21 protein-coding genes are annotated in these 18791 nt (G+C 60.8%); 13 read left to right on the forward strand and 8 right to left on the reverse strand.

Going from position 1 to position 18791, the window contains the following annotated elements:
• Positions 1 to 80 precede the first annotated feature (80 nt).
• The 6 genes from DBY20_02750 to DBY20_02775 all read left to right on the forward strand — a co-directional run bounded on the left by DBY20_02750 (position 81) and on the right by DBY20_02775 (position 2542).
• Positions 81 to 371 carry a competence protein TfoX gene (locus DBY20_02750; protein ID PWL78822.1) on the forward strand — a complete coding sequence of 97 codons (291 nt, stop codon included), beginning with the start codon at positions 81 to 83 and terminating at the stop codon, positions 369 to 371.
• Complete coding sequence (locus DBY20_02755) at positions 368 to 514, forward strand: N-acetyltransferase (protein PWL79397.1); 147 nt, start codon at positions 368 to 370, stop codon at positions 512 to 514. The genes DBY20_02750 and DBY20_02755 overlap by 4 nt, the downstream gene beginning before the upstream one ends.
• 42 nt (positions 515 to 556) lie before the next feature.
• Positions 557 to 1060: a nitroreductase family protein gene (locus tag DBY20_02760; GenBank protein ID PWL78823.1), complete on the forward strand. Its 504-nt coding sequence runs from the start codon at positions 557 to 559 to the stop codon at positions 1058 to 1060.
• A gap of 48 nt (positions 1061 to 1108) precedes the next feature.
• A complete protein-coding gene (locus DBY20_02765) occupies positions 1109 to 1903 on the forward strand; it encodes an MBL fold metallo-hydrolase (protein ID PWL78824.1) in 795 nt (264 codons plus the stop codon).
• Positions 1904 to 2025: 122 nt separating this feature from the next.
• Positions 2026 to 2283 carry a type II toxin-antitoxin system antitoxin, RelB/DinJ family gene (locus DBY20_02770; GenBank protein PWL78825.1) on the forward strand — a complete coding sequence of 86 codons (258 nt, stop codon included), beginning with the start codon at positions 2026 to 2028 and terminating at the stop codon, positions 2281 to 2283.
• Positions 2276 to 2542, forward strand: coding sequence for a Txe/YoeB family addiction module toxin (locus DBY20_02775; protein ID PWL78826.1), 267 nt, complete (start codon positions 2276 to 2278; stop codon positions 2540 to 2542). The genes DBY20_02770 and DBY20_02775 overlap by 8 nt, the downstream gene beginning before the upstream one ends.
• A 58-nt stretch (positions 2543 to 2600) precedes the next feature.
• Here DBY20_02775 and DBY20_02780 read toward each other — a convergent pair whose 3' ends face one another.
• The 3 genes from DBY20_02780 to DBY20_02790 all read right to left on the reverse strand — a co-directional run bounded on the left by DBY20_02780 (position 2601) and on the right by DBY20_02790 (position 5008).
• Positions 2601 to 2984, reverse strand: coding sequence for a hypothetical protein (locus DBY20_02780; protein PWL78827.1), 384 nt, complete (start codon positions 2982 to 2984; stop codon positions 2601 to 2603).
• A gap of 95 nt (positions 2985 to 3079) precedes the next feature.
• Positions 3080 to 4129 (reverse strand): hypothetical protein, encoded by a 1050-nt coding sequence (locus DBY20_02785; GenBank protein ID PWL78828.1) that lies wholly within the window; start codon positions 4127 to 4129, stop codon positions 3080 to 3082.
• Complete coding sequence (locus DBY20_02790; protein ID PWL78829.1) at positions 4130 to 5008, reverse strand: LysR family transcriptional regulator; 879 nt, start codon at positions 5006 to 5008, stop codon at positions 4130 to 4132.
• 191 nt (positions 5009 to 5199) lie between these two features.
• On the opposite strand from DBY20_02790, the gene DBY20_02795 reads away from it, so the two are divergent.
• The gene (locus DBY20_02795; GenBank protein PWL79398.1) at positions 5200 to 5517 is read left to right on the forward strand and encodes a hypothetical protein; all 318 of its coding nucleotides are present in this window, start codon (positions 5200 to 5202) and stop codon (positions 5515 to 5517) included.
• Positions 5518 to 5691: 174 nt separating this feature from the next.
• Entirely contained in the window at positions 5692 to 6729 is a 1038-nt protein-coding gene (locus DBY20_02800; GenBank protein ID PWL78830.1) for an XRE family transcriptional regulator, read from the forward strand.
• 227 nt (positions 6730 to 6956) lie between these two features.
• Here DBY20_02800 and DBY20_02805 read toward each other — a convergent pair whose 3' ends face one another.
• The 4 genes from DBY20_02805 to DBY20_02820 all read right to left on the reverse strand — a co-directional run bounded on the left by DBY20_02805 (position 6957) and on the right by DBY20_02820 (position 12288).
• Positions 6957 to 9824, reverse strand: a complete 2868-nt coding sequence (locus DBY20_02805; protein ID PWL78831.1) for a hypothetical protein — start codon at positions 9822 to 9824, stop codon at positions 6957 to 6959.
• Positions 9821 to 10501, reverse strand: a complete 681-nt coding sequence (locus tag DBY20_02810) for a peptide ABC transporter ATP-binding protein (protein PWL78832.1) — start codon at positions 10499 to 10501, stop codon at positions 9821 to 9823. Before DBY20_02810 ends, DBY20_02805 begins: the two co-directional genes overlap by 4 nt.
• 111 nt (positions 10502 to 10612) lie before the next feature.
• Entirely contained in the window at positions 10613 to 11614 is a 1002-nt protein-coding gene (locus DBY20_02815; protein PWL78833.1) for a sensor histidine kinase, read from the reverse strand.
• The gene (locus tag DBY20_02820; GenBank protein ID PWL78834.1) at positions 11611 to 12288 is read right to left on the reverse strand and encodes a DNA-binding response regulator; all 678 of its coding nucleotides are present in this window, start codon (positions 12286 to 12288) and stop codon (positions 11611 to 11613) included. The genes DBY20_02815 and DBY20_02820 overlap by 4 nt, the downstream gene beginning before the upstream one ends.
• A 306-nt stretch (positions 12289 to 12594) precedes the next feature.
• Between DBY20_02820 and DBY20_02825 the strand changes: the two genes are divergently transcribed.
• The 5 genes from DBY20_02825 (at position 12595) to DBY20_02845 (ending at position 17165) form a co-directional block, all read left to right on the forward strand.
• Positions 12595 to 13689 carry a Fe-S oxidoreductase gene (locus tag DBY20_02825; GenBank protein PWL79399.1) on the forward strand — a complete coding sequence of 365 codons (1095 nt, stop codon included), beginning with the start codon at positions 12595 to 12597 and terminating at the stop codon, positions 13687 to 13689.
• Between the two features lie 75 nt (positions 13690 to 13764).
• A complete protein-coding gene (locus DBY20_02830; protein PWL78835.1) occupies positions 13765 to 14298 on the forward strand; it encodes a hypothetical protein in 534 nt (177 codons plus the stop codon).
• Between the two features lie 53 nt (positions 14299 to 14351).
• Positions 14352 to 14813 carry an RNA polymerase subunit sigma-24 gene (locus tag DBY20_02835; GenBank protein ID PWL78836.1) on the forward strand — a complete coding sequence of 154 codons (462 nt, stop codon included), beginning with the start codon at positions 14352 to 14354 and terminating at the stop codon, positions 14811 to 14813.
• A complete protein-coding gene (locus DBY20_02840) occupies positions 14810 to 15685 on the forward strand; it encodes a hypothetical protein (GenBank protein ID PWL78837.1) in 876 nt (291 codons plus the stop codon). The genes DBY20_02835 and DBY20_02840 overlap by 4 nt, the downstream gene beginning before the upstream one ends.
• Positions 15686 to 15800: 115 nt before the next feature.
• Entirely contained in the window at positions 15801 to 17165 is a 1365-nt protein-coding gene (locus tag DBY20_02845; protein ID PWL78838.1) for an MATE family efflux transporter, read from the forward strand.
• 37 nt (positions 17166 to 17202) lie between these two features.
• Here DBY20_02845 and DBY20_02850 read toward each other — a convergent pair whose 3' ends face one another.
• Complete coding sequence (locus DBY20_02850; GenBank protein PWL78839.1) at positions 17203 to 18504, reverse strand: MFS transporter; 1302 nt, start codon at positions 18502 to 18504, stop codon at positions 17203 to 17205.
• Positions 18505 to 18791 lie beyond the last annotated feature (287 nt).

The raw sequence follows: 18791 nt of genomic DNA on the forward strand, positions 1-18791 counted from the left end.
ACCGATCGTTTTCTCATTGGCATGGCGGGGAAGTATACTGGCAGCATCGTTTCATTCCGCACGAAAAAAGGGGAGGGCACATGGCCTCATCGCAGGAGTACCACGACTACGTGCTGGAGCTGCTCGCGGGCGTCGATGGCATCAGGACGCGCAAGATGATGGGCGAGTACATCGTCTACCTCGATGATGTGGTCGTTGGCGGGATCTACGATGACGAGCTGCTGCTCAAGCCCTTCGAGTGCTTGGATGCGCTCTTCCCGGACGCGCAGCGCCGACTGCCCTACGAAGGCTCGAAGACGATGATGGTTGTCGTGGACTCGGAAGATCCCAGCTTCCTCACGGAGGTCTTCGAGACCCTGCGTGGGAAATAAGACAAAGCTGCCCCGGCAACATTTGTCTGGATTGGAATGGGCCATCCATCGGCTTCTACCTGTTACTTGGTGCCAAGCCGATGGACGAGCGGACGGCCTACCGGGTCACCGGCGATGCGCTCGACGAGCTCGCGAGCAGCTGAGGTAGTAAACTGACAGGAGCAAGCGAGTGAAGGGAGCAAGCCATGGAAGATGCGATTTTCACACGTGTGAGCATCAGGGAGTTCATCGATGAGCCGGTGAGTGACGAGCAGGTCGAGCGGCTGATGGAGGCCGCGATGGCGGCTCCGTCGGCGGGCAATCAGCAGCCATGGGAATTCGTTCTCACGCGTGATCCGCAGGTAAAGGAAGAGCTTGCCGCATGCAGCCCGTATGCGCACCCCGCCGCCAAGGCCGACCTCGTCATCGTGCCGTGCGTATCGGCTGGCGAGAAGCGCTTCGAGGGCTGCGTTCCCCTGGACATGTCGGCTTGCACGGAGAACATCCTGCTCGAGGCGCAGACGTTGGGGTTGGGTGCCGTATGGCTGGGCATCTATCCCGAGCAAGACCGCATCGAGGCCGTCGCCAAGGTCATCGGGGCAGAAGACGGCTGCATCCCCTTTGCGCTCATCGCCGTCGGACATCCCAAGGAGATGCTCGAGCCGCGTAGCCCCAAGCGTTTCGATATGTCACGCGTCCGCTGGGTATAGCGAAGCTTGCGGGATGATAACGTGACACAACGGGCGAATGACGTGCGCATGCGGCTTCATGTGCTCGCGAGCGGGTCAAAGGGTAACGCCGCCATCGTCGAGAACGTCGCGACGGGCGAGGGCCTGCTCATCGACTGCGGCATCTGCAAGCGCGATTTCCTCTCTCGCTGCGACGAGGCGGGCTTCGATTTGCGGCGGCTGAGGGGCGTCCTCATCACGCACGAGCACACCGACCATACCAAGGGACTCGGGGTGGTCTACCGGGCGCTCGCCAAGCTTGACGTGCATCCGACGCTTTTCGCAGGGCAGGCCGTGCGCAATGCCAGCCGCGACATCGGCGAGTTGCTCGAGCAGGGTCTCTGCGACATTGCCTCCTTTACCGCTGGTGACGGGCTTGACCTTGCCGGATTCGCGATTCACGCGTTTGCCACCTCGCATGATGCGGCGCAGTCCTTCGGCTTTCGCGTCGAATGCGGTGGCGACGCGATCGGCTACGTGACTGACACGGGCGTCGTGACGCCCCAGGCGCATGAGGCGCTGGGCGGGTGCCGTCTCCTCGCGATCGAGGCAAACCATGACCCGAAGATGCTCGCCGAGGGGCCGTATCCGTACTCGCTCAAGCGGCGCATCGCCTCGGAGCGCGGGCATCTCTCCAACGAGCAGGCAGCCGCCGAGCTCACGAGCTTGCTGCATGACGGGCTTACGGCAGTCATCGCCATGCACGTCTCCGAGAACAATAACGACTACGAGCTGCCCGCCGTCGCGCTGCAAGACGCGATTGCCCGCGAAGGTCATGTCGCCGCCGTGCACGTGGCGTATCAGCGCCGGCTCGTCTCGATTTAGGCGAGCCGGTAGTCCATCTCATACAATTCGTTAAAATGCAATTCGTATATACAATGTAAAGCATTTATCTTTACATCATTACATTCATTCCCTATACTCTCATTAGGGAGAAAGGGCATACAGTGGCGAGCACGATGGTAAACGTCCGCATGGACGAGGACGTCAAACGCGACATGGAAATCGCATGCAAGGAGCTTGGCATGAGCATGAGCACGGCATTCAACATCTTCGCCAAGAAGATGGGCCGCGAGCATCGCATCCCCTTCGAGGTCTCGTACGATCCCTTCTACAACAGAGAGAATCTGGATCACATCAGACGTGGCGTAGCGTCGCTCGACGAGGGGCACGGTATCGTTCACGAGCTGGTGGACGATGAATAAGGTCTGGGCTCCCGAAGCTTGGGAAGACTACGTGTGGTGGCAATCCCAGGATCGTAAAACACTCAAGAGAATCAACTTGCTCATAAAGGATATCGAGCGAAACGGCATGTCAACAGGTATCGGGAAACCCGAACCGCTGCGTGGTGACTTGTCAGGTCTATGGTCAAGGCGCATCGACGAATGTAACAGGCTCGTCTACCGGATTGTCGGGTCGAACATCGAAATCGCCTCGTGCCGATATCACTACGGGGAGAGGTGACCCCTTACTCCGCCCTGCGGTTTGTCTGTTCCTGCTCGACGATCGACGTCGACAATCGCTACCGGTGCAAATGCGCGAGGTTGACGGGACGGGTCGTCGCGACCTCGCCGCCGTCGAGCATGAACTGCACGCGCTCGCGCAACCTGTCCACCGATACGAGCTCGTCGAAGAGCGGAGTCATCTCGCCGTTTGCCACGTAGACGACGTAGGGGAGCGACCCGACGGCAAACGTGATGCCCAGCTTGCGCTGCTTGCCAGTGTCCACGTTGCAGAATTTCACCTTGTCACCGAGCTCTTCGGCGACCTTCTCGAACGCGGGGACCATGTCCTTGCACAGCACGCACCAGTCGGAGGTGAATTCGATGATGCAAGGCGTACCCGCGTCCATGACCTCGGATTCGAAGTTCTCGTCGGTGATTTCGTGAATCATAGCCTCTCCCATCGCCGCCAATCTCGTCCAGCTCCAGCATACACCGTAACGGGGCCCGTCCGCTCGCGCATGCGGGGAATCCAAGTCTCGGGTAGTCGGAATCCCACCTACACGAAATAGGAGCCGAAAACCGGAATCTTCTTGAGCACGTAGGCGATGCCAAAGGAGAGGACGCAGGTCAGCAGCGCCATGCCGGGAATCGAGACGAGGACAGGTGGGACGATTCCGCTCATGCCGAGTTGCATCAGCAATCGCAGCACGAAGATGTGGATGACATAGACTCCCAAGGTACACGACGAAAGTGCCATCACGAGGCGCTTGCCGCGCGCACTTGGCTCATGCTTGTGAAACAGCTGCTTGACGAAGACGAAGATGCCCGCTGCAGCGAACATGAAGAAACACGAGCCCGCGATTATCACGTTGTCCGCCGCGTGGGCAATGTTGGAAAACCAGGCGGATGCCGCCGTCGCCACAACGAGACAAAGGAGTCCCAGGAAGTAGATGCCGATGCGGACGCGCCGCGTGAAAACATGCGAGGCGAGGTAACGGCCAAGGACGAAGTAGAACGAGTAGCCCAGGGGCAGCTGAATCATGAAGGCGCCCATGAGCCTGTCCAGCAACGGGAACATGCCATCGATAGTTACAAGGGGAAGCGCCACGTTCAAGACGAATCCGATGGCGAGAAAGTACTTCGTGGCACTTTCGCTTGCCGTGATGCACCTGAGCAACGGCACGATGGCGTAAAGCCCGATGAGCATGAAGAGGAACCAGAGATGCTGGGGACCGAACATGGCCGCTTCGAGGAAGCCCACGAGCGATTCGGGCGAGAGCTGCCCGGGCCGGTCGTAGATCAACGCGTAGAAAAGGCCCCAGAAGAGAATGAGCGCCACGATGTGGAGGATGTTCTTACCCCACAGCTTCTTGAGGGGTTGCGGACGGCTGGGGTCGAGAAAGAGCGCACCGCTGATCATCACGAACACGGGGACACCCCATCTCGTCATGCAGTCGTATGCGTTTACGACGTGCCAGTCGAAGCTGGAAACGTCAAGCTCGTACCAATACGAACCGGCGACGTGGAGCAGGACAATCGCGCATATCGCGATGATGCGCAAAGCGTCCAGGTAGTAATACCGCTCGGTCAAGGTTGGGTTCTGCAATCATCTCTCCCATACGCTCGCGAAGTGCTCGACGAGGTGTTCGAAGAACGTACGCGCCGCTTCCTTCTCGATGCCGCGTGGCGTAAGTTCGAGGTGAATCGTCCTCGAGAAGGTGTCATCTGCCAACGGCAAGACGATGACGTCGTCGCCGTTGACGGGACCCCAGCTGCGCTCGGGCCAGAATCCGACGCCCAAGCCCAAGCTTATCATCTTTCGGACCACGGCCGGATTGTCGCTCTCGAACATGACGTCGGGCTCGAAGCCCCTGCTCGCGCACAGCTCGTCGCAGATGGAGCGAAAGCGCCTCGATCCCGCGAGGCTGATGAAACGCGCATCCGCGAGCTCGTCGAGTGCGATAGCTTCTCCATGTGATCTCGATGCCGGGATGGCTATGCAGACGCGCTCCGCGAAGTCGGCGTGGGAGTTCGCGATGTCGGTCTTGCCGCTTTTGCCATCCGCGTTTTGGACCGTGTCGATGATGATGTCGTTGCGGGGCGATGCGTCATCCCTGTTGACGTCGAATCGCGTCTCTGCGTGCTGGGGCGCGAAGGTGCCGATTGCATCGACAGCGATGACCGAGGCGGTCGCGATGCAGAGGTTCACCGTGCTTGCCTCGGCTTTTGCGAACGCCTCGAGGCCTGCGCATGCGCTGTCGAGCTCCGCCACGATGGGGGAGAGCCTGTCTCTCAGGTAGGCGCCTTCCTCGGTCAGCCTCAGGTTTCTTCCCTCCCGGACAAAGAGCTTCACGCCCAACTCCGCCTCGAGCCTGTGGAGCGATTGCGAGAGGGCGGGTTGCGCTATGGAGAGCTTGCGTGCCGCATGGGTGACATGCTCCAGCTGCGCCGTCACGAGAAAGTACTTGAGCTGCCTTACGTCCATCGCGTCTTCCGGTTTCTCACGAGATTAGGTGCTTATTCATATCAAAGTGATATGAAAACACAACGAATTATATATTAGACATATATGACGTGAGAATAGGAGAATGAGCTTCGGCAAATGAGAAAAGGAACCCTGTCCATCTGCCTCGTTTGCCTTTGGAAGAATGCGAGAGAAAGCGAGTTGCGATGTTATTGGCGGAGCTGCTGGAAGCCACGATGCTCATATGCTTCGGGTTGTCATGGCCCATGAACGCGTGGAAGTCGTATAGGGCAAGGACGGCGAAGGGGACGAGCTGGCAATTTCTCACGCTCATATGCCTCGGTTACCTGTGCGGTATCGCGGCCAAGGTCGTTCTTGGGGCGATGAACTGGGTCTTCTGGATTTACATCCTCAACCTCGCGTTCCTCGGCATCAACTGGGCGATCTACTTCAGGAACCGCCGCCTCGATGCGTTGCGCCCGAGCGAATGCGCTTGCGAGCGTATCTCGGTCGCAGCGCAGGGCATCTGACGAGACAGCTGCTCGGAGCAACTGTCTCATTTTCGGTTTGCATATCTGTGAGCTGCGGTTGGCAACCAGTGGGTGCCTTGAAGACGCGGCAAAAAGCATCTCTTGGTTGGTAGAATGTCACCTTGCCACTCGGTAGATTTTGGGATGTAATCGCACCCAACGCAAAGGAATGACATGAGCTTTCGAGAAAACCTCCAGTACTTGCGCGCAACACACAACATGACCCAGGAGCAGCTGGCCATGATACTCGGCGTGAGCCGGCAGTCGGTGACCAAATGGGAATCCGAGAAGTCGTACCCGGAGATGGACAAGCTCCTGCGCATGTGCCAGATATTCGACTGCACGCTCGACGAGCTCGTGCAGGGAGACCTTACCGGCCGTCCGGTGGAGTCAGCAGCCTCGGTGGTGCCGGGAACGCCGCCGGTCGATGTCGTGGGTTATGACGAGCACATGCGGGGGTTTGCCCGCAAGGTTTCGATTGGCGTCTTCTCCATCGTCTTCGGCGTCGCGCTGTCAATCCTGTTCTTCTGTGCCGCCGACATTGACACGTATAGTCCGCTGGAGGGTTTGTTTTCCGAGAACGTCTACACGGCGTTGGGAGCCTTGCTCTTGTTTGCGGGCGTGGGGGTCGGGCTCGCCATGCTCATACCCGGTGGTATGGGTCACAGCGCGTTCGTACGCGAGCATCCCTACATCGAGGATTTCTACACGCAGGCCCAGAAGGAAGAAGCGCGCAAGCACTTCAGCTGGCGCCTTGTGGGTGGCATCATGTGCATACTCGTCGGCGTCTGCTTTGTCATCGCCACCGCCGACACGGCGCTGTCCGAATGCGTCGCCCCATCCGTCATGCTCATGCTCATAGCATGTGGCGCGGGACTTATCGTGTACGGTGGCATGATGTACGGCCGCATGAACATCGCCAACTACAATCGCAGCGCCGGCGAGGTGCTGGAGGCGCACGAGATCGAGTCGGCACCCCTGACCGATGAGCAGAAGCGCGAGCTTCTCCAAACGCACGCGACCGACAAACGTATCGGCGCGATTTGCGGCTGCATCATGATCATTGCCACCATCGCCGGCCTCGTTATGCTCTTCGTACCGACGCACTCGTACGCGCAGTCGCTTTTCTGGCTTGCGTGGCCCATCGGCGGCCTGTTGTGCGGCATCGTCTCACTGCTCATGAAGGCCTTCGGGTCCGACGAGCGTTCGTGATCTGACGCCCTCCCATTGTCATTTCGAGCGAAGGGACCGTAGTCGTGCCTCCCCTTGTCATTTCGAGCGAAGGCGCGTAGCGCCGAAGTCGAGAAATCTCGACCATCGCTTTCTCAGTGACGGAGAAGATTCCTCGACTCGCTGCGCTCGCTCGGAATGACAGGGGGGGCGCTCGCTCGGAATGACAGGGGGCGCACCCTGCTCGAGACGACGCTACGCTGCCGGCCCTATTCCATCCTCAGGGCTTCGACGATGTCGCCCTTGCGGCAACGGTGCAGGCCGTAGAGCACGCTCGCGGCCATGACTACGATCACGAGCCCGCAACCCAGGACGAGGTACGTCCACGGCGGCGTGTAGGGAAGGCCGCGCATCGAGATGCCGAGCGCCAGGTAGAGCAGGTAGCTCACGCCAAACGACACGATGATGCCGGGGATGAGGCCGCGCAGGCCGTACCCGACGCATTCGCAGCCTATCATCGAGCGGAACTGGCGCGCGCCCATGCCGATGGACTCCATGACCGCGAACTCGCGCTTGCGCAGGATGAGGCCGTTGGTCACGGTGTTGAACACGTTGGCAAGGGCGATGAGCGTGAGGATGAACGAGAACAGGAAGCAGAACACGTTCACCACGGTCACCATCATGGCCATGGACTGCTCCTGGGCCGCGTTGTCCATCACCTGGTTGAAGTAGATCTTGTAGCCGGCGTCCTCGAAGGTGGAACCGAACCCGGAAAGGGCCTTGACCGCCTCCTCGCCATCGGCGGTGTCGAAGCCAGCCGAGAAGGACACGGTTCTTGTCGCGCCGATGAGGGGCAGAGCGCCAAGGTCATCCATGGAGACGACGATTGTCGCCCCGCTGCTCGAGGCGATGCAAGCGGGCCTCTTTTCCGCCAACCCCACGACTTCGACGGGCGTGCGCACGAGCTCGTCGGCTGCAAGCCTCTGGTCCGTGTAGCCGCCATCCTTCTCCCATCGCGTGAACTCGAACGTCTCCTTGCCGTCGTTGTCGGTGTCAGACACCACGACGCTTGCCATGGCCGTCTCATCGCCCTTGATGCCGGTCACGATGTCGAGGGTGCCGGTCTTGACGAAGAGCTCGTCGTAGCTGTACACGCTTCCGGTGTTGCCGTAGCCCTCGCGCACGGCGATGGCGGCGGGAGCGTCGCTGCTTTCCGGGAGCTCGACGCCGTTGTCCTTCGCATAGGCTGCGAACTCGTCGGCAGGCAGGTAGGCGACGAAGAGCGGTGTGGGCACGCTTTCGTCTACGATGCAGCTTGGGGCAACCGTATCTTTCCACGCGCTTCCCGCCATTGGCAGTGGGACGAACGCCCCCTGGGTCGAGACGAGCGCCCATCCCAGAGGCGTCATGCCTTGCACGGCGCTCGCCTGGGCGTAGACATCGGCGCCGACCGCCTCGATGGCTTCGGATGCGGATGCCCGTTCGTTGGTGGGCTCCAGGGAAACCGTCATCGTGACATCGGCTTCCGAGAGGTTGCCGGCCACCTTCGTGAACATGCCGAGCTGCGACGAGAATGACCCGGCAGTCATGAGCAGGATGATGGCGAGGGCCAGCGAAACGGACGCGGCGCGCCCCTTGGAAGCGTTGCGCTTGTGGTTGATCGAGGCGAGCTGTCCGCCGATGCCGAAGACCGTGCCTGACACGCCCCGGCGCTTCCAGAGCGCGAGCGTGCCGTGTCCGCCGGACGCGCGCACGGCACGGGCCGATAGCTTGATTGTCGAGCTCTGGCGCAGCGCGTCGATGGGGGAGACGTGGGCGGCGCGCAAGGCGGGAATCCAGACGCTCGCGAGTACCGTCAGCGCCGTGAGGACCACGGCGAAGAGCACCACGCGCCAATCGACGACGAGGTAGAACGAACTCCACTGCCCGCCCAGTATGTCGGCGATGGCGTTGCCGAGCCAGGCGAAGATGCCCGCGCATGCGCCGAGCCCCACCGCGATGCCGATGGGGACGCCGATGACGGCGATGATGACGCCTTCGAGCAGGACCGCGCGGCGCAGTTGGCGCTTGGACGCGCCAATCGAGGCAAGCAGACCGAACTGCCGCATGCGTTCGTTGACCGAGATGGCAAATGCGTTGTAGATGAGCGAGATGCAAGCGACCATGATGATGACGGCGAGGATGACCACGAGGTAGAAGAAGGTCTCCCATATCGAGCCGTGGTCGCTGATGCCCATATAGCGCAGGAGATTCACATGGGTTTCGATGTCAGCGTCGCCGAAGAGCTCGGCGGTACGCTCGCGGACCTGCTTGACGGTGGAGACGCCGGTGATGTCGAGGAAGACCTCGATGTCGCCGGTAGCGGTGTCATCGAAGGTGAGGGCGGCCGGTCCCACGCCGGTCATGGTACCCCAGGAGGCGGTCTCTATGAAGCCGACCACGGTGAAGGTGCGCGGTTGCACGCCGACGAGCTCCTCGTCGAACTTGCCGTTGTCATCGGCGGAATCGAGATATCCCATCGACGAGTTGAGGGACGAGCCGTCCTCGACGGTGTAGCCCTTGGGCTCGAACTCGGGATCGTAGTCATCGACGGCGAAGGAGGCGCCGCTCATGCTGCCTTGCTCGCCGGGAGCGAGTACGGCGCGACGGCTTCCGACATCGAGCGTGACGCTATCGCCCAGTGTGGCGGGGCCGTGACGCTGCCAGATGCCGGGCAGGGCGATCTCGCCGGGATTTTGCGGCATGCGGCCCTCGGCCAGGTGGATACCGCAGACTTCGTCAAGCGAGCCCGTGCTGGTGAGTATGGGCAAGTAGGTGCCGAGCGTGAGTCGCTGCTCGTCCGATAAGCCGGCAAAACCCACGTCTTGCAACGTCGCAAGTGCCTCGACGTCGGGCGCGTTCTGCGCCGCCGCGATTTCGTCGCGGCTCGTTGCGTCATCGGGCACGATGACCGATGACATCCAGGTACCGTTGGCCGTCGCCTCGTTGCGCAGGAGGTAATCGGTGGCCGAAACGTAGGAGGAGAGCACGGCCACGAGCAGGGCCGCGGCAAGCGCCACTCCGGCGATGGTGACGACGGTGCGGGCCGTCGAGGTGCGTAACGACTTGATGGTGAACGATGTCATGACCTTCATCATCGGATCCTCTCGTCGGATACGATGCGGCCATCCTCGATCGCGATGATGCGGTCGGCGGACAGCGCGATGTCATCGTCATGCGTGATGACGATGAGCGTCTGTCCCGCCTCGCGGTTTGCCGCTTCCAGAAGTGCCATGATCTCGCGGGAGTTCTGCGAGTCGAGATTGCCCGTGGGCTCGTCGGCCAATACGATGGCCGGGTTGTTCATGAGTGCACGTCCGATGGCCACGCGCTGCTGCTGACCGCCGGAAAGCTGATTGGGTAGGCGGTTGCCATAACCTTGAAGCCCGAGCGTGCGCATGAGCGCGGAGAGGCGCTCCTCGTTCACGGCGCGCCCATCCAGGGCAACCGGCAGCGTGATGTTCTCGGCGACGTTGAGTATGGGCACGAGGTTGTAGAACTGGTAGACGAGGCCCACCTCGCGGCGTCGAAACACGGCGAGTTGCTCGTCGGTGCGTGCGTAGATGTTCGCGCCGTTGAGCTCGACGGTACCCGACGTGGGGCGATCCACTCCGCCGATGAGATGCAAGAGCGTCGACTTGCCCGAGCCCGATGCGCCAACGATGGCGACGAACTGGCCCTCCGGAATCGAAAACGAGACGTCGTCCAGCGCACATGTCGCCTGCGCTCCCTTACCGTAGACCTTCGTCAGGTTGGTGACCTTGAGGATGTCCATGGTTGCTCCTTTCTTACACGTGTCCGGGATACGCAGACGAGTATGGTGCGACAAGCTAGCGTGGTCGTGACGCGCACATTACGGCTTTGTAAGCTGGATACGCGGCGCACGTCAGACGCAGAGCTTGGGAAAGGCGATTTCGAAGACGGCGCCGGCGGGCGTGCCATCCTCACCGTGCAGGTTGGCTGCGCGCAGCGTGCCGCCCTGTCCGGAGACAAGCGAACGGGCAAGCGCGAGTCCCACGCCAAAACCCTCGCCCTCCTTCGATGCGCTACCTCGGTAGAAGCGCTCGAAGAGGTGGGGGAAGTCTTCCTCGGATATGCCGGGCCCGTCGTCGCTGATGGAGATGTGGCAGGCGAGGGTATCTTCGCTGGCGCGTATGGTGATCGTCCCGCCGGCCTTGCAGTGCTCCATCGAGTTCTTGACGATGTTCTCGATTGCCTCGGCACACCAGGTTTCGTCGCCCGTGAACGTGGCGTTGTCGGGGATGGTCGTGACGAGCGTGATGCCGCGCAGGTCGAGCGACAGCGCAAGTGGCTCGCAGGCCCGGGCGACCGCATCGCCGACGCGCACCGGTCGCGACTCCATGTGCAGCGCCCCGGCATCGACCTTGGCCATCTTAAGCAGCGTGGCGACGAGCCACGACACCCGGTCGAGCAGGTGCTCGAGGTCACGTACGAGGATCTTGCGCTGTTCCTCGCCCTCCGCGCGCTCGATGGCCGGCAACATGAGCTCGGCTGCCGTGAGCGGCGTGCGTATCTGGTGCGATATATCGGCGAGGGAGTCTGCCAGCGAGGTCTTCTCGCTTTCGAGCTGGGCGGTGAGCCGGGCAAGACGCGCCACCATCTTCTCAAGCTCGTTGGCGAGCACGGCGATGTCGCCCTCGCGGCAATTCGAGAAGCTCAGGCGCCTGCCGAGGTTGAGGACCTCGTCGATCTCATCCGTGAGGCGTCGTATCTCGGCACGGCGGCGCAGCGAGACGACGAGGAAGAAGACGAAGACGACAAGGGAGAGGATGGCGCAACAGAGTGCGGCCTCCACGCCGACGGCAAGGAACGCCGCACCGGTGACGGCGACGCACAGCATGGCGAGGAATACGACCTGCCTGCTCATTGCCCCGCTCCGATGCGGTAGCCGAGCCCGCGGACTGTGACGATGATTTCCGGATGCGCGGGGTCGTCCTCGACGCGCTCGCGCAGGCGGCGGATATAGACGTTGATGGAGTTGTCGGAGACGTATTCGCCCGCCGTATCCCAGATGGCATCGCGCAGCATCTCGCGCGTGATGAGCCGTCCCTGGTTCTGCAGGAAGTAGAGGAGTAGACGGTATTCGAGGGCCGAAAGCACGATCTCTTCGCCGTCTTTGCTCACCACGGCCGTTGTCGGGTCGAGACACAGGTTTCCGATACGTAGCGCACAACCGCCACTGGTGTTTTGCCGCAACGCGACCCTCATACGCGAGAGCAGCTCGCGTGCGCGAAAGGGCTTCGCGATGTAATCGACCGCCCCCATGTCGAGTCCGGCAACGGTCGAGTACTCGTCGTCGGATGCCGTGAGGAAGATGACCGGCATGTCCGGATGCGCTTGACGGGCGGCGGCGCAGACGGCAAAGCCGTTTCCCTGCGCAAGGGTGATGTCGAGAAGGAGGAGGTCAAAGGTCGACTGCGCTAGAAGCGTGGTCGCCTCGTCCTGGCGGGCGGTCGTGGCGACCTCGTAGCCTTCCGCTTCGAGAAGCTCACCCAGGGTTCGCACGATGAGCGGATCGTCTTCCACGACGAGAATCTTCACGGCACCTCCTTTTTCGCATGGTCACGTCGCCATTGTAGAAGATGGAGTGAAAGGGCTCGGCCCAGATGCCCTACATTTCAATTCTGTCACGTGAAATCGATGGGAGGGGCTCTGCAGATTCAAGGAGGGCACCGCGCTCTAGACGCGCAAACCTTGACCTTCCAGGGGAATTCCGCGCGGATTCCTTGACTTAAAGTTCGCTTTAATGCCTATGATGCGCATCGGATTTTGATGTCATGCCAACACGGCGTTTGCCGCTGACGAAAGGACCATACCGTGAATGACGCTATTTTTCCCGCTTCCAAGATGGGCTTTGGCTGCATGAGGCTCCCTCTTCTCGACGAAAACGACGTCAAGAGCATCGACATCCCCCAGTTCGAGCAGATGGTCGATACCTTCATGGAGGCCGGCAATACCTATTTCGATACCGCGTTCGTCTATCACGAGGGCGAGTCCGAGGTGGCGCTCGGCAAGGCGCTCGTCGCGCGCTATCCGCGTGAGTCGTTCACCATTGCAACCAAATGCCTGGCATGGGCAATGCCCAATGAGCAGGCTGCCAAGGAGTGCCTCGATATCTCGCTCAAGCGCCTCGGCACCGATTACGTGGACTACTTCCTGCATCATAACGTGGGCGGCAAGCGTACGGCCAAGTTCGATGAGTATGGCATGTGGGATTGGGCGCAAGAGCAGAAGGCCGCCGGAAAGATCCGCTACGTGGGCTTCTCCATGCACGATGATGCCGATTGTCTGGACAAGCTCCTCACGGAGCACCCCGAGATGGACTTCGTGCAACTCCAGGTGAACTACCTCGACTGGAACGATCCTCACAATGACGCGCAGCGTCTCATGGAGGTGGCAGAGAAGCATGGCAAGCCGGTCATCATCATGGAGCCGGCTCGCGGTGGACGCCTTTGCAACTTGCCGGATGATGTGGCGGCCATTCTCGAGGAGGCAAAGCCCGGCTCGACGCAGGCCGAATGGGCCTATCGCTTCTGCTGGAACCTCCCCAATGTCATCTCCGTGCTCTCGGGCATGTCGAACATGGATCAGGCGCACGAGAACGTCGCGTCCTACGCGAATAACCAGCCCTTCACGGCTGCCGAGCACGAGGCGCTCGAGCGCGCAATCACGAAGCTGCGCTCGCTGGCGGAGATTCCCTGTACGGCCTGCAACTACTGCGTCAAGGGTTGCCCTTCGGGCGTGAAGATTCCCACGGTCATGGAGCTTCTGAACCTCGAATCCATGACGCATGACCACGAGTTCGTGAAGGAACTCTACAGCTGGCAGACAGCCGAAGGCAGGGCAAGCGAGTGCATCAAGTGCGGCCTCTGTGAGAGCATGTGCCCCCAGCAAATCGACATCATCAACCAGCTTGAACTTGCCGTCGAGAAATACGAATAAGTTTTTTGAAATTTCCTGCAAGGAATCAGCTCGCTCGTTCGTGTTATAAGTGAAGTCAAAGCACGGACGAGTGAGGTGTGCATCATGAAGAAAACCACGATCGCTATTCTCGGCATCGCCTTTGCCACGGCCATTGCCATTCCCGCGTTTGCGCTCGGTCTCGGAAATGCACCGGTGCAGGCGCAGGCAAATCCGCTTTCGCAACGGGTCTGCACAACGCTTAGCTGCATGAACGCGGCGGGTGATTGTCCTGGCAGCGCCGGTTGCTATGTTGATGACAACGGTGATGGCATCTGTGACAACTACACAGATGGCTACGGCGCCGGCAACGGTTACGGTCTTGGTGCTGGTAGCGGTAATGCCTACACCGATGATGACGGCGATGGCGTCTGTGACAACTATGCCAACCGCGGCGATGGTTCCAATGTCGGCAATGGCAATGGTTACGGCGCCGGCGCCGGTAACGGGCCGTGCTATACCGATGACAATGGCGATGGCGTCTGTGACAACTACGCTGGTGGCGCTGGCAACGGCTGCGGTGCAGGTGCCGGTAACGGCGGTGCTGGGTACGGCCACCACGGCGGTGGTCACCACGGGGCTCACTGCTAGCGAGCGAGCCTGGAACCGCGTCTGTGCTGTCTCGTGACGACATCGAAGCTGCCATGAACGCCCACGGGGCGACCGTCTGGCACGTGTGTATGGGGTATTTCCGTTCGGAGCACGACGCGCAGGATGCGTTCCAGGAGACCTTCCTCAAGTATGCGCTTGCCGATACGACGAGCTTCAACGATGATGCCCATCGCAAGGCATGGCTCATCACGGTCGCATCAAACGTCTGCAAGGACATGCTGCGGGCGCATCGTCGCAACGACGAGCCTCTCGACGAGGCAATCGCGTCAGAGGCGCTCATTTCCCGTGACAGCGAGACACAACCCGATTGCGGCCGTATGGAGCTCATGGAGGCGTTCCGGTCTCTCGATGACCCGCCCCGTTTGCCGCTCTACCTCGCGCTGTACGAGGGATACACGGCACCCGAGATTGCCGAGATGCTCGATGCTCCCGTCAACACCGTCTATTCCTGGATAGCTCGGGGCAAGAAAACGCTGAAGGAGGCCCTCTCGTGAACGATCGCGAACTTGAAACGCGCATGCGCGATGCCTTCGATGCTCTCGAACCGCCCGCGAGCGCTCGACAATCGGTCCTCGATGCCTATGATCGCCTCGTGGCCGAGACGGACAGTGTGGGTGCCGATACGGCGCAAGCCATTCCCATTGCCAGTGCTACCAAGGCGAAGCGCCGTCGTCCTTCCCGCAAAGTGCGCTTCAATCGCTTCATTGCCGGTTTGGCGGCTTGTCTCGTACTTGGCGTTGCCTGCTTCGGGTTTTTCCGCATCGCCAACGTGCCGGGCGATCCCGCCACGTCAGGCGATACCGTTGCGCCTGCACCCTTCGATACCGTCATAAGCGCCTATGTGGATATCGACGTCAACCCCTCCATCGAATTGCAACTCAATAGCGCCGATCAGGTGGTGAGCGTCGAGGGCATAAACGATGACGGTCAGGCCGTAGTCGCAGACTTGTCACTCACCGGCCTTTCGTATGGCGAGGCGCTCGAGAAGCTCACCCAGAGTCCCTCGCTCGCGCCATACTTGCGCGACGATGCCTACGTGCAGGTAAGTGTCGCCTCGGATAATGCGGAGCAGGAGCGGATGCTCGTGGGCATCAGCGAGGAGCGGCTGGCGGCTTTGCCGTGCCGGGGGTCATGTGATGCGGTGAGTTTGCAGGTGCGCGAAGAGGCTCATGCTCACGGAATGGGTTGCGGTCGTTATGTAGCCGCCCTTGAGCTGACGGAGCTCGATCCTGATTTGACGATTGACGATTGCGCGGGGCTTTCAATGCGCGAGCTGCGTGATCAGATTGCATCGCACCATAGCGGTACGGCCGTGGCCCAAGATGGTGATGCCCAGGGTGGGAGACACCACAAGCATCACGGATGAAATGGGTACGGCCGTCACCTATACATAACTAGCGTTGGCGATGAGGTACACTGTTTCTCTCGTGTGAACCCTTTGGCGCTACGCCCAGCTTTGTATTGGATACGAGAGACTCCTTATGACGCAGGACATGAACCGGCACTTTTCCATGAGTGCCCTTCTCAAATACACGTTTCCGACGATTTGCATGATGATCTTCACCTCGCTCTACGAGGTGGTGGATGGTTTCTTCGTCTCGAACTTCGTCGGCAAGACCGCGTTGGCGGCCGTCAACCTGGCCTGGCCCGTCGTCATGATCCTCGCGACGATTGGCCTCATGACGGGCACGGGCGGTAGCGCGCTGGTCGCCAAGACCCGTGGCGAGGGCGACGACGAGAAGGCCAACCGCTACTTCAGCATGCTCGTCATCTTCACGATCGTCCTCGCGGTCATGCTCGCCGTCATCGGGCAGCTGATCCTCGTGCCGTTACTCGAGGCCTTCGGAGCGCAGGGCGCGTTGCTTGACGAGAGCGTCATCTACGGTCGTTGGGTGCTGCTCGCGCTGCCGTTCTACGCGCTGCAGTTCGCGTTCCAGATCTTCTATTCCACGGCAGGCAAGCCCAACTACGGCTTCTACGTCATCGTTGCCGCGGGCGTCGTGAACGTCGTGCTCGACTGGCTGTTCATCTGCGTCTTTGGCTGGGGGATTGCGGGAGGCGCCATCGCCACGGCGCTCGGTCAGGTGGTGGGTGGCCTCATTCCGCTCGTCTACTTCTTGCGCAAGCACAACTCGAGCCTGTTGCGCCTGGTCAGGACGCGCCTTGAGTGGCGACCCATCGGCAGGTCCTGCCTCAACGGATGCTCCGAGCTCGTCTCCAACATCGCCATGAGTCTCACGACCATGCTCTACAACTTCCAGCTCATGCGCTACATCGGCGAAGATGGCGTCGCGGCGTTCAGCGTCATCGGCTACACGGCGATGATCTTCGCGGCCATCTTCATGGGCTATGCGCTCGGCAGCTCGCCGCTCATGAGCTATCAATACGGTGCGCGCAATCGCAAGGAGATGCGCAGCATCCTGCTCAAGAGCCTGGGGTTCATCGGCGTGGGCAGCGTCTTCATGTTCCTGGCCGCCGAATGGCTTGCCGGGCCGCTCTCCGCCATATTCGTGAGCTATGACGCGGCGTTGCTCGAGTTCACGGTCAACGCGTACCAGATCTACGCCTTCGCCTTCCTCATCATGGGTATTCCCATCTATGCTTCGGCGTTGTTCACCTCGCTTGGCAACGGTATCGTCTCCGCCATCATCGCCTTTCTGCGCACCCTCGTGTTCGAGTGCGGCGCGGTATTGCTGCTCCCCTTGATTTTGGGTATCGACGGCATCTGGCTTTCCGTCACGGTGGGCGAGCTGGCGGCCGCCATCCTCTCGATTTGCTTCATGGTCGCGTTCAGGAAGCGCTATGGGTACGGCAAGCGCGGGGTCGTCGGCAATAGCAAAATGTGACAAAACTGCCCCGGCGAGTTTTGTCACATTCGGTACGCTAGCCTTCGTCGAGGGCGCGGATCGGTTTGGGGATATATGCGACGAGTCCTAGCACGAGGCACGCGATGCCGTCCACCACGAAGAAGGGCGCTACGCCCATGAGCTCGGCCGCCACGCCGCCGATGGCGATGCCGATGGGCGTCGCGAGTCCCATGGCGGCGTTAAGCAGGCCCATGGCGCGCCCCATCTTCTCGTCGGGCACGTTGCGTTGCGTGAGGGTCATCGTGGGACCGTTGAACCACGCGCAGGCCATGGCCATCACGGCAACCAGCACCACGAAGGCTACGAAACCCGTTGGGGGCAGAAGCCCGCATGCCGCCGTCGTCGCTCCTACGATGACGGCCGCCACGGCGATGAGCCCCGCGAGTCTTTTGCCGCCGCCCCATGCCATGAGTATGCCCGAGCCCACGAGCATGCCGATGCCGAATGCCGCCTCGACGAGCGAGGCCATGTAGCCGTCACCCGAGAAATGCTCGTACGTCATCAGCGGGAACACGGCAGAGAGCGGGCCGAATATCATCATGCCGATGGTGACCATGATGATGAGCAGCAAAAGTCCGCGCGTGGCCGCGACGGCGCTGAAGCCGTCACGTAGGTTGGCGATGACGTGCTGTTGCGTGGCCGTCTCGTCGATGACGGTGGGGACCTTCGCGAGCGCAAGCCCCGCAATAGCGAAGAGCGCCCCGATGAAGTCGAGGAACATCACCGAGGAAAACCCCATGGTGGTATAGAGAAAGATGCCGAAGGCGGGGGCGCCTATGCCGGCAATGGAGGCGAGCAGCTGGTCGAGCGTGTTGATGCGCAGGAGGTGCTTGTCGGGCACAAGCATGGGCATGGTCGCCATCATCGCCGGGCTGTGGAAGGCCTGTCCGATGGCGCGTGCCACGCAGACGAGGGTAAGCAACACGAGCGAGACATCGCCTGCGAGGATGATGAATCCCGCTATCAACGAGATGAGCCCAATGGCGCCGTCGGCCACGATCATGATCATCTTGCGGTTGTGCTTGTCTGCCACGATGCCGCCAAAGGGGGAGAGAAGGCCAACGGGGAGCATCACGCATATGTTCATCACGGCAAGCACGAGCGCGCTGCCGGTGGATTCGGTTACGTACCACACGACGGCATAGCCCGCAGCGTAGCTGGTTATCATCGAGACGGCCTGACCGGCCCATATGAAGCTGATGATTGCCAGCCAGTTCTTGGGAAGGGGCAAGCCGACGGCGCTCGTGAGGAGCGTGTCGGTGGATTCGGCAGGCTTTCCCGCCTGCGCAGGCGAGTTTGAAGAGATGTTCTTTGACATGGGAATCTCCCGGAACGTGGGTGTGCGGAATGGGAATGACTAGTGTTCGGCACTTAGCCGAGAAAGACTAGATGACGAATTCTCCGCACATACATCCACCTCAAATCGAATCCGGGTTCGCCCAGTGTACGGGAGGGTACGCATGCTGTCAAAGCGTCATGCGATCGGGGCGCATAAAACTGCACATGTATGTTGCGCTTCGTGCTGGGCCGCCAAATGCGTGATCGGGATGTACCAAACTGTGTATATGCATATCAAATGATTGCAAATCAGTAAAAACATAATCA

The organism is Coriobacteriia bacterium, assembly GCA_003149935.1.
Taxonomy (GTDB): domain Bacteria; phylum Actinomycetota; class Coriobacteriia; order Coriobacteriales; family QAMH01; genus QAMH01.